Source organism: Streptomyces sp. NPDC047043 (genome assembly GCF_040644055.1).
Lineage (GTDB): Bacteria > Actinomycetota > Actinomycetes > Streptomycetales > Streptomycetaceae > Streptomyces.
Map to the genome: position 1 here is coordinate 196,985 of NZ_JBEYVO010000023.1, position 11,084 is coordinate 208,068.

Annotated in this window: 10 protein-coding genes; 5 read left to right on the forward strand and 5 right to left on the reverse strand. The window is 71.3% G+C overall.

Annotated elements, in window-relative coordinates; translation table 11 throughout:
• The first annotated feature begins 2 nt into the window (after positions 1 to 2).
• Entirely contained in the window at positions 3 to 1,274 is a 1,272-nt protein-coding gene (locus ABZ880_RS33130; RefSeq protein WP_361270430.1) for an MFS transporter, read from the forward strand.
• Here the strand turns inward: ABZ880_RS33130 and ABZ880_RS33135 are convergent.
• Positions 1,254 to 2,144: a hypothetical protein gene (locus ABZ880_RS33135; RefSeq protein WP_361270432.1), complete on the reverse strand. Its 891-nt coding sequence runs from the start codon at positions 2,142 to 2,144 to the stop codon at positions 1,254 to 1,256. The genes ABZ880_RS33130 and ABZ880_RS33135 overlap by 21 nt on opposite strands.
• Positions 2,141 to 3,142: an SPFH domain-containing protein gene (locus ABZ880_RS33140; RefSeq protein WP_361270434.1), complete on the reverse strand. Its 1,002-nt coding sequence runs from the start codon at positions 3,140 to 3,142 to the stop codon at positions 2,141 to 2,143. The genes ABZ880_RS33135 and ABZ880_RS33140 overlap by 4 nt, the downstream gene beginning before the upstream one ends.
• Positions 3,143 to 3,272: 130 nt before the next feature.
• Here ABZ880_RS33140 and ABZ880_RS33145 point away from each other — a divergent pair, with 130 nt between their 5' ends.
• Positions 3,273 to 4,496, forward strand: a complete 1,224-nt coding sequence (locus tag ABZ880_RS33145; protein WP_361270437.1) for an arginine deiminase — start codon at positions 3,273 to 3,275, stop codon at positions 4,494 to 4,496.
• A gap of 92 nt (positions 4,497 to 4,588) precedes the next feature.
• Positions 4,589 to 5,596 carry an ornithine carbamoyltransferase gene (gene argF, locus ABZ880_RS33150; protein WP_361270440.1) on the forward strand — a complete coding sequence of 336 codons (1,008 nt, stop codon included), beginning with the start codon at positions 4,589 to 4,591 and terminating at the stop codon, positions 5,594 to 5,596.
• Between the two features lie 8 nt (positions 5,597 to 5,604).
• Here argF and ABZ880_RS33155 read toward each other — a convergent pair whose 3' ends face one another.
• Positions 5,605 to 6,057 (reverse strand): ATP-binding protein, encoded by a 453-nt coding sequence (locus tag ABZ880_RS33155; protein WP_361270443.1) that lies wholly within the window; start codon positions 6,055 to 6,057, stop codon positions 5,605 to 5,607.
• A 300-nt stretch (positions 6,058 to 6,357) separates the two neighbouring features.
• Here ABZ880_RS33155 and ABZ880_RS33160 point away from each other — a divergent pair, with 300 nt between their 5' ends.
• Both ABZ880_RS33160 and ABZ880_RS33165 read left to right on the forward strand, forming a co-directional pair.
• On the forward strand, positions 6,358 to 7,185 hold the full coding sequence (locus ABZ880_RS33160) for an enoyl-CoA hydratase family protein (RefSeq protein ID WP_361270445.1): 828 nt from the start codon (positions 6,358 to 6,360) through the stop codon (positions 7,183 to 7,185).
• Between the two features lie 7 nt (positions 7,186 to 7,192).
• Positions 7,193 to 9,460: a bifunctional salicylyl-CoA 5-hydroxylase/oxidoreductase gene (locus ABZ880_RS33165; protein WP_361270447.1), complete on the forward strand. Its 2,268-nt coding sequence runs from the start codon at positions 7,193 to 7,195 to the stop codon at positions 9,458 to 9,460.
• A 21-nt stretch (positions 9,461 to 9,481) separates the two neighbouring features.
• On the opposite strand, the gene ABZ880_RS33170 is transcribed toward ABZ880_RS33165, so the two are convergent.
• A complete protein-coding gene (locus ABZ880_RS33170; protein WP_361270450.1) occupies positions 9,482 to 10,714 on the reverse strand; it encodes a GTP-binding protein in 1,233 nt (410 codons plus the stop codon).
• Between the two features lie 2 nt (positions 10,715 to 10,716).
• Positions 10,717 to 11,084, reverse strand: a 368-nt coding sequence (locus ABZ880_RS33175; protein WP_361270452.1) for a phosphoadenosine phosphosulfate reductase family protein, incomplete at its 5' end; no start/stop codon positions are given.

Genomic DNA, 11,084 nt, shown 5'->3' on the forward strand with positions numbered 1-11,084 from the left:
GGGTGGCCGTCCCGCCGGACGGCCGCCCACTGAGGCGCCACCGTCCCTTCGTCCTGCTGTGCGCCGAGCAGACGGCCGGGTCCGTCGGCCGACAGATCACCGCCCTGGCCCTGACCCTGCTGGCCGTGACCGTCCTGGACGCCGGGCCGTTCGCCGCCTCGGTGATCCTCGCGCTGACGTATCTGCCGGGGGCGGTGCTCAGCCCCTTCGCCGGAGTGCTCGTCGACCGCGTACCGCTGCGCCGCCTCCTGGTGATCGCCACGGTCCTCCAGGCCCTGGTCGTCGGCTCGGTCCCGCTTGCGCAGGCCACCGGGGACATCACCTGGCCGCACCTCTACTCCGTCGCCGTCGTCTCCGGCAGTCTGACCTTCACCCTCAACCTCGGCCTCCAGGCGGCGCTGCCCCGCGTGGTCGGCCGCGAACGGCTGCTCGCTGCCAACTCGGTGCTGACCGGCGCCCGTACCGTCGGCCAGGTCGGCGGCCCGGCACTGGGCGGTGTCCTCGTCGGTCTCACGGGCACGGGCCTCGCCCTGACGGTGGGCAGCGCCGCGTACGCCGTGGAGGCGCTGGTGCTGTTCGCGCTGCCCACCGCCCTCGACACGCCGGTGGGACAGCGGGACCCGTCGGGCACCTCGCCGACGGCCGCCCTGCGTACGGGACTTGACGTCGTACGGCGGGAACGGCGGCTGCTGAGGATGGTGCTGGCCGGCGCCGGGCTCAACCTCGGCAGCGGGGCCTCGGCCGCGCTCTACGTGCTCTACGCGAGCCGCGAACTCCGCCTGAGTGCATGGCAGTTGGGCATGACGTACGCCGCGTTCAGCGGGGCCACGGTGCTCGGGATCGTGGTGGCCGGGCGGTTCGGCACGAGTCTCGGGCTGTGGCGGACGACGAGGATCTGCGGCCTGGTGGCGGGCGCCGCGGGCTTCCTGGTCCCGGCGGCGTCCGCCGGCCCCGCCTTCGCGATCCTGCTCGCGTACCAGATCTCGTACGGTCTCGCCGTGACCGTCTGGGCCATCTCCCTGACGACCCTCCAGCAGCAGATCACGCCGGCCGGACTGCAGGGCCGGGTCGCGGGCTTCAACCAGGCGGCGCTCCTGGTGACGGTGCCGGTGGGGGCACTGGGCGGCGGGGCAGTGGCGGCCGCGCTGGGGAACGTCCCGGTGCTGGTGGCCGCCGCGGCGGTCGCGCTGGTGTCGGGGGTGACGCTGTGGGCGCCGGTGCGGGCGCACTCGCAGGCCGGGGTGGAGGCCCCGCTAGCCGATCAGGCGCAGTGACGTCCCGGCCACCCCGACCCGCACCGACTGCCCCCAGGTCAGCTCCAGGGCGTCCGTCTCCATCCCGTCCCCGAAGGCGACGAGCCGCTCCGACTCGACGGTGATCCGCAGTCCCCCGGACGCGGAGAGCTCGCCCGCCACCAGCGAGGTCCCGGTGGCCGGCGACGGCCACGCCTCCCGTACGAACCACAGCAGGCGTCCGTCCGTGGGCCGCGGCAGCGACAGCGCCCCGCCGCGCTCCTGCCACACCGACCCGATCCACCCCGTTGCCCCGGTCCCCGTCCCCACCAGTACCCCGGACGAAGCCTGGGCCTCGACGACACCCCCGTCGTCCTCGAGGCCCAGGCGGTACCTGGCCGTCTGGTGTCCGGCGGCGCCCAGGTAGATCTCGTTGAGCGCGACGATCCGCTGGGTGTCGTCGGCGACGGCCTCGACCATGGTCAGTTCGTCGACCGACGGGCCGGTGGATGTCAACAATCCGGCCGCGTCCTCGGGGCGGTGCCGTACCAGCACACCCGGGTTGCGGCCGGGGTCGCTGTCGATGCCCAACACCGGTTGACCGGTGAGGTATTTGGCGACGTTCGCGACCAGACCGTCCTGACCGACGACGACCACGACGTCCTCCGGTGCGAACAGGAAGCGGTCCAAGTCGGCCCGTTCGACCCTTGACTGACGCCACGTCAGCGGAATTGCGGCGGTCACCTGCGCCAGCGCCCGCCGGGTACGGCGATGCCGCTCGGCGACCTCCTCGATGTCCCGTCCCCGGGAGGAGAGGAAGAAGGCGGCCTGCCCATGTGTGCCGTGGTGGGCCACCAACTCCTCGTATTCCGTGGTGCGATGGACGAGGACGACGCGGGGCGCGAGGCTCATTCCTGTGCCTGCCCCAGCTTGGCGAGCAGCCCTGTGAGCACATCCGGCGAGATGGTCACGCTGTCGATGTTCGGCAGGTTCTCCGCGAGGCGTGTCCGGGTGAGGGCGTGCAGGACCGCCACATCGACGTCCGCATGCACCTGGAGCCAGGCGGCCTGTGCCTGGGCCCGGGCCTCACCGACCTCTCTCGCCCCCTCGGCCTCCGCACGGGACAGCCGTACCGAACGCGCCGCCTCCGCCTCGGCCCGCACCGCGTCCGCCGCTGCCTGCTCCTCCGCCTCGCGCCGTGCGTTCGTACCGCGCTGCTCGACCAACTGCTCCTCGCGGCGGGCGAGTTCGATCCGGCTGGCCAGTTCGTTCTCGGCGATGGCCCGCTCCCGCTCGACGGCCACCGCCCGCCGCTCGTACGTCGCCCGGTCGGCCTCCTGCTGGATCTGCTCACGGGCGGGTGTGCGCAGCGCGCGCTCCACCTCCGGCTCCGGACGCAGCGCCACCACGCGTACGGCGACCACCTCGATGCCCGTCGCCGGGAGCCGCTGCTCCCCGCCCAGCCCCTCCGCGACCCGCTCCCGCACCGCCGCCACCCCGTCCACCAGCGCCGACGACAGCGACGTACGGGCAAGAACGTCCAGCGCATGCTGCTGGGCCGTCTCCGTCAGCAGCGTGCCGAGCTGCTCCAGCGGCGCGCCCCGCCACACCCCCGTGTCCGGGTCGACGGAGAAGTCCAGCCGGGCGGCGGCGAGTGCCGGGTCGCTGATGCGGTAGGTGACCGTCGCCTGCACCGCCACGTCCTGGAAGTCGGACGTACGGGCATGGAAGGTCATCGCCAACTCCCGGTCGTCGACCGGCACTTCGGACAGTGCCGCGGTCAGTGCGCGGAACCAGAAGCTGAGCCCCGGGCCGTCGTGCAGCACCTTGCCGCCGCGGTGGTGCCGGATGTGCGCCGTCGGCGCCCCGCGCAGATGGCGCCAGCCCAGGCGCCGGGTGATGTCGGCCATCGGACCCCCTCGTTTTCGTCTGCTCGACGATAACCGCCGCATCCGATTATCGTCAAGAGGACGAAAACAAGTAATCGAAGAAACGGCCGACCGGCGGGTCAAGCGGCCCCGCGATGGTCAGGATGGAGTCATGGGAATGCATGTCGACTCCGAGGCCGGGCGGCTGCGCCGCGTCATCCTGCACCGGCCGGATCTCGAGCTCAAAAGGCTCACCCCCAGCAACAAGGACGCCCTCCTCTTCGACGACGTGCTCTGGGTCCGCCGGGCCCGCGCCGAGCACGACGGCTTCGCCGACGTCCTGCGCGACCGCGGGGTCGCGGTCCACCTCTTCGGTGACCTGCTCACCGAGGCCCTGGAGATCCCGGCGGCCAGAAAGCTCGTCCTGGACCGGGTCTTCGACGAGAAGGAGTACGGCGTCCTCGCCACCGACCACCTCAGAGCCGCCTTCGAGACGCTCCCCGCGCCGGAGCTGGCCGAGGCGCTGGTCGGCGGCATGACCAAGCGCGAGTTCCTGGATGCGCACCCGGAGCCGACCTCCGTGCGCTTCCATGTCATGGACCTCGACGACTTCCTTCTCGCGCCGCTCCCCAACCACCTCTTCACCCGCGACACCTCCGCCTGGATCTACGACGGCGTCGCCGTCAACGCCATGCGCTGGCCGGCCCGGCAGCGCGAGACGGTGCACTTCGAGGCGATCTACCGGCACCACCCCCTCTTCCGTGACGAGACGTTCCGCGTCTGGTCCGAGGGGCAGGCCGACTACCCGTCCACCATCGAGGGCGGCGACGTCCTCGTCATCGGCAACGGTGCCGTCCTCATCGGCATGAGCGAGCGCACCACGCCCCAGGCCGTCGAGATGCTCGCGCACAAGCTGTTCGACGCGGGCTCGGCCCGGACGATCGTGGCCCTCGACATGCCGAAGCGGCGCGCGTTCATGCACCTCGACACGGTGATGACCATGGTCGACGGCGACACCTTCACCCAGTACGCGGGCCTCGGCATGCTCCGCTCGTACACCATCGAGCCGGGCGTCGGCGAGAAGGAGCTCAAGGTCACCGACCATCCGCCGGAGCACATGCACCGCGCGATCGCCGCCGCCCTCGGCCTGAGCGAGATCCGCGTCCTGACCGCGACCCAGGACGTGCACGCCGCCGAGCGTGAGCAGTGGGACGACGGCTGCAACGTCCTGGCCGTCGAGCCCGGCGTCGTCGTCGCCTACGAGCGCAACGCCACCACCAACACGCACCTGCGCAAGCAGGGGATCGAGGTCATAGAGATCCCGGGCAGCGAACTGGGCCGGGGCCGAGGCGGACCGCGCTGTATGAGCTGTCCGGTCGAACGGGAGGCCGTATAGACGCTGCACAGGCGCACGCGCGATCGCATAGAAATGCTGAACGTCGTATAGACTTCCAGGAGTCTGTGTCCCCGTATTCCTGGAGCGCCCCCATGGCGACAGTCCCGACCGCCCTCGCCGGCCGTCACTTCCTCAAGGAGCTCGACTTCTCCGAGCGGGAGTTCCTCGGTCTGATCGAGCTGGCCGCCGAGCTGAAGGCCGCCAAGAAGGCCGGGACCGAGACGCCGTACCTGCGCGGGAAGAACATCGCCCTGATCTTCGAGAAGACCTCGACGCGCACGCGCTGCGCGTTCGAGGTCGCCGCCGCCGACCAGGGCGCCTCGACGACCTACCTCGACCCGTCGGGCTCGCAGATCGGGCACAAGGAGTCCGTGAAGGACACCGCACGTGTGCTGGGGCGGATGTACGACGGGATCGAGTACCGCGGCGACAGCCAGCAGAAGGTCGAGGAACTCGCCGCCTACGCGGGCGTGCCCGTCTTCAACGGCCTCACCGACGACTGGCACCCCACCCAGATGCTCGCCGACGTCCTGACGATGACCGAGCACACGAGCAAGCCGGTCAGGGAGATCGCCTTCGCGTACCTCGGCGACGCCCGCTTCAACATGGGCAACTCCTACCTGGTCACCGGCGCCCTGCTCGGCATGGACGTCCGCATCGTCGCCCCGAAGTCCTACTGGCCCGCCCAGGAGATCGTCGACCGGGCCCAGGAGCTCGCCGCGTCGAGCGGCGCCCGCATCACCCTGACCGAGTCCCTGGCGGAGGGTGTGAGCGGCGCCGACTTCGTCGCCACCGACGTCTGGGTCTCCATGGGTGAGCCCAAGGAGGTCTGGGACGAGCGCATCACCGCCCTCGCCCCCTACGCGGTGACCATGGACGTCCTGCGCGCCACCGGAAACGCGGACGTCAAGTTCCTGCACTGCCTGCCGGCCTTCCACGACCTGGGCACCAAGGTCGGCCAGGAGATATACGAGACCCACGGCCTCGACTCGCTGGAGGTCACCGACGAGGTCTTCGAGTCGCCCCACTCGGTCGTCTTCGACGAGGCGGAGAACCGCCTGCACACGATCAAGGCGGTCCTGGTGGCGACGCTGGCCTGAAGCCGCTCCTAGGCGGGACGCCGCTGCTCCGGCACCGTCGGCAGGCGGAACCACACGGCCTTGCCCGACTCGGTCGGGCGGTGCCCGCAGGACGAACTGAGCGCGCGGATCAGCAGCAGGCCGCGGCCGTGCTCCTGCCACGGGTCGGGCTCGCGGCCGTCGGGCCGGGTCAGATTGCCGGGCGGGGCCGGGTCCGGATCGTGCACCTCGACCTGGCAGCCGCTCGGCAGCAGCTCCACCACGAGCTCTATCGGGGAGTCCCCGACGGTGTGCTCCACGGCGTTCGCGACCAGCTCCGCCGTGAGCAGTTCTGCGGTGTCGCAGTCGGCCCCGTGCTCCAGCTCGGCCAGCGCCGTGCGCACGAGAGCGCGGGCGACGGGCACGGCCGCGGCGGAGTGCGGCAGTGCGATGCGCCAGGAGGCGGGGGAGGCGGGGCGTTCGTACAAGGCGGTTCCGTTCATGAGCAGGCTGTCCTGCTTTCAACCTTATGAATGGTACGGCGCCGCCCGGCAGAGGCGTCCGACGGGCACCGTGCGGGACCTTCGGCCCCGTTGCAGGGCGGCTTACCCCTACAAACGGCCCGCCTCCCGCGGCTGCTCCCGCCGTAGCCGCTCTGTCGACGAGCCGTGACGGATGTGACCCGTCCAGGTCACTTCCGGACAGGCTTATCGCGCACTCGTGACGACAGTCACGGATGAGTGATAGCTTCGAGGGGTAGAGCTCAGTGAGGCAGTGCCCGCCCCCCGAGGAGGCCGCACGTCATGAGTCCCTTCACCGGCTCCGCCGCCCGCACCTCCGAGTGGCAGCACCTGCGCGTCGAAACCGCCGACGGCGTCGCGACCGTCACCATCGCCCGCCCCGAGAAGCTCAACGCGCTCACCTTCGGCGCCTACGCCGATCTGCGCGATCTGCTCGCCGAGCTGTCCCGGGAGCGGTCGGTGCGTGCCCTGGTGCTGGCCGGCGAGGGCCGCGGCTTCTGCTCGGGCGGCGACGTCGACGAGATCATCGGCGCGACCCTGTCCATGGACACCGCCCAGCTCCTCGACTTCAACCGCATGACGGGCCAGACGGTGCGGGCGATCCGGGAGTGCCCCTTCCCGGTGATCGCGGCGGTGCACGGCGTGGCAGCGGGCGCGGGGGCGGTGCTCGCCCTGGCGGCGGACTTCCGCGTCGCCGACCCCACGGCCCGCTTCGCCTTCCTCTTCACCCGGGTCGGCCTCTCCGGCGGCGACATGGGCGCGGCGTACCTGCTGCCGAGGGTCGTCGGCCTGGGCCACGCGACCCGCCTGCTGATGCTGGGCGACTCGGTCCGCGCACCCGAGGCCGAGCGCATCGGCCTCATCAGCGAACTGACGGACGAGGGGCGAGCGGACGAGGCCGCACAGCAACTGGCCCGCCGCCTGGCCGAGGGCCCGGCCCTGGCATACGCCCAGACGAAGGCCCTGCTGACGGCGGAGCTGGACATGCCGATGGCGGCAGCGGTGGAACTGGACGCCTCGACCCAGGCCCTGCTGATGAACGGCGAGGACTACGCGGAGTTCCACGCGGCGTTCACGGAGAAGCGGCCGCCGAAGTGGCAGGGGAGGTGAGTTCGCGATGCGTATCGCGGTCGTCGGCGGCGGCCCCGGTGGACTGTACGCCGCTGCCCTGCTGAAACGTCTGGACCCCACCCGCGAGATCACCGTCTGGGAACGCAACGCCCCGGACGACACCTTCGGCTTCGGAGTCGTCCTCTCCGACGAAACACTCGGCGGCATCGAGCACGCCGACCCGGTGGTCTACGAGGCCCTGCGGAAGGACTTCGTCCGCTGGGACGACATCGACATCGTCCACCGAGGCACCCGCCACACCTCCGGAGGCCACGGTTTCGCCGCGCTCGGCAGAAAACGCCTCCTGGAAATCCTGCACAACCGCTGCCGAGACCTCGGCGTGGACCTCCGCTTCCGCTCCGAGGCTCCGTACCCCGACTGGCTCGCCGAGACATACGACCTGGTCATCGCGGCCGACGGAGTCAACAGCACCACCCGCGGGGCCTACGCCCATGTGTTCCGCCCCCATGTGGCGGGCCACCACTGCCGCTACATCTGGCTGGCCGCCGACTTCGCCTTCGACGCCTTCCGCTTCGAGATCGCCGAGACCGAACACGGCGTGATGCAGCTGCACGGCTACCCCTACGCGGCCGACGCCTCCACCGTGATCGTCGAGATGCACGAGGACGTCTGGCGGGCCGCCGGTTTCGCCGAGCTGGACGAGACCGAGTCCGTCGAGCGCTGCGCCAAGCTCTTCGCGGACGCGCTCGGTGGCCGCCCCCTGCGCTCCAACAAGTCCGCGTGGACGACCTTCCGCACGGTCGTCAACGCACACTGGTCGCACCGCAACATCGTCCTGCTCGGCGACGCCGCCCACACCGCCCACTTCTCCATCGGCTCCGGCACCAAACTCGCCGTCGAGGACGCTCTCGCGCTCGCCGCCTGTCTGGAGGAACAGCCGTCCCTGGACAAGGCGTTGGCGGCCTACGAAGAGGAACGGCGCTCCGTCGTCGCCTCCACCCAGCGCGCGGCCCGCGCCAGCCTGGAGTGGTTCGAGAACCTGGCCCTCTACCTCGACCAGCCGCCCCGCCAGTTCGCCTTCAACCTGCTCACCCGCAGCCGCCGCGTCACCCACGACAACCTCCGTCTGCGCGACGCCCGCTTCACCGGCGCCGTGGAGAGCGAGTTCGGCTGCGCGCCCGGCACGCCCCCGATGTTCACGCCGTTCCGGCTGCGCGGCCTGACCCTGCGCAACCGGGTCGTCGTCTCGCCCATGGACATGTACTCGGCGGTCGACGGCGTCCCCGGCGACTTCCACCTCGTCCACCTGGGCGCGCGGGCGCTCGGCGGTGCCGGGCTGGTCATGACCGAGATGGTCTGCGTCAGCGCGGAGGGCAGGATCACCCCGGGCTGCGCCGGCCTGTACACCGGCAGGCAGGCGGAGGCCTGGAAACGGATCACCGACTTCGTGCACGCCCAGTCGCCCGGCACCGCGATCGGCGTGCAGCTGGGCCACTCCGGCCGCAAGGGTTCGACCAGGCTGATGTGGGAGGGCATGGACGAACCGCTGCCCGACGGCAACTGGCCCCTCGTGGCCGCCTCCCCGCTGCCGTACAAGCCGGACGGTCAGACCCCACGCGAGCTCTCCCGAGCCCAACTCACCGACATCCGCGAGCAGTTCACGGCCGCCGCCTGGCGTGCCGCCCGGGCCGGCTTCGATCTCCTCGAACTCCACTGCGCCCATGGCTACCTGCTCTCCGGCTTCCTCTCCCCGCTGACCAACCGCCGCACCGACGCCTACGGCGGCTCGCTGGAGAAACGACTCCGCTTCCCGCTGGAGGTCTTCGACGCGATCCGGGGCATCTGGCCAGGGGAGAAGCCCATGACCGTCCGTATCTCCGCCACCGACTGGGCCGACGGCGGTACGACGGCCGAGGACGCCGTCGAGATCGCCCGCGCCTTCGCCGCGCACGGCGCCGACGCCGTCGACGTGTCGACCGGGCAGGTCGTGGCCGAGGAGCGCCCGGAGTTCGGGCGGTCGTACCAGACGCCGTACGCGGACCGCATCCGCCACACCATCGGCGTCCCCGTGATCGCGGTCGGCGCGATCTCCTCCTGGGACGACGTCAACTCCCTGATTCTGGCCGGGCGTACGGACCTGTGCGCACTCGCCCGCCCCCACCTCTACGACCCGCACTGGACCCTGCACGCGGCGGCCGAGCAGGGCTACGACGGCCCGGGCGCCGTCTGGCCGGCCCCGTACCGCGCGGGCAGCCGCCGCCCGCAGACCGGACGCACGGACGCCCCCAAGCCCCGGCTTTCACTGGGGACTTGAGGGCGCACGCCGGAACATCTGCTACGGCAGCTCGACCATGCCCGCGGTCAGCGTCGCGCCGTCCGCCGGGTCGATCAGGATGAACGCGCCGGTGCGGCGGGAGACCGCGTAGTCGTCGAGGGGAAGCGGTTCGGCGGTGCGCAGGATGATGCGGCCGAGGTCGTTCACGGTCAACTCGCCGGCCCCGGCGAGGTCCTTGACGACCGCCTTGACCGTGCGGGTCGTGTGCCGCAGCAGCACGCGGTCGCCGACCTTCAGCGGGCGGTCGGCCAGATGGCACACGGCCGCCCGGACGTCCTGCGTCAGCACCGGGGCCCCGCCGCCCGCCGTGATCATGTCGCCGCGGGAGATGTCCCGTTGGTCGGCGAGCCGCACACTGATCGACTGCGGCGCGTGGGCCGCCTCCCGGGCGGCACCGAGCACATCGATGCCGGTGATCTCGGAGGTCTCGCCGGAGGGGTGGACGATGACCCGGTCGCCGACCCGCAGCGCACCCGACATCAACTGGCCCGCGTAGTAACGGACTTCACCGTCCCGGATCACGTACTGGACCGGGAAGCGGGCCGGGGCGTCGGCCGCCGCCTCGGTGCCGACCGGGACGTTCTCCAGGAACTCCAGCAGGGCCGGACCGGTGTACCAGTCCATGCGTGCCGAGCGGTCCACGACGTTGTCGCCGACCAGCGCCGAGACCGGGACCGGGGTGAAGGACGGCAGGCCCAACTCGGCCGCGTGGCCCGCGAAGTCCTCGACGATGCGGTCGAAGTCCTTCTCCTCGTAGCCGACCAGATCCATCTTGTTGACGGCGAGGACCACGTGCGGGACGCGCAGCAGGGCGGCCACGGCGGCGTGGCGGCGGGTCTGCTCGACGACACCGTGTCGGGCGTCGACCAGGATGATCGCCAGCTCGGCGGTGGAGGCACCCGTCACCATGTTGCGGGTGTACTGCACATGGCCCGGGGTGTCGGCGAGGATGAACCGCCTGCGCGGGGTGGCGAAGTAACGGTAGGCCACGTCGATCGTGATGCCCTGCTCGCGCTCGGCGCGCAGGCCGTCGGTGAGGAGGGCGAGGTCGGGGGCCACCTGGCCGCGGTTGCGGGAGGCGTGCTCGACGGCCTCCAGCTGGTCGGCCAGCACCGACTTGGAGTCGTGCAACAGCCGTCCGACGAGAGTCGACTTGCCGTCGTCGACGGAACCCGCGGTGGCGAACCGAAGCGTGTCGATGGTCGTGCCGCTCTTGGTGGTCGTGCCGGTCATGACTAGAAATACCCCTCGCGCTTGCGGTCTTCCATCGCGGCCTCGGAGAGCTTGTCGTCGGCACGCGTGGCGCCGCGCTCGGTCAGCCGGGAGGCGGCGATCTCGGCGATCACCTTCTCGATGGTGTCGGCGTCGGAGTCGACGGCGCCGGTGCAGGACATGTCGCCGACCGTGCGATAGCGCACCTGCCGCTTCTCGACGGTCTCGCCGGACTTGGGCCCGCCCCACTCGCCGGCGGTCAGCCACATGCCGCTGCGCGCGAACACCTCACGATGGTGCGCGAAGTAGATCTCCGGCAGCTCGATGCCCTCGCGGGCGATGTACTGCCAGACGTCCAGCTCGGTCCAGTTGGACAGCGGGAACACGCGCA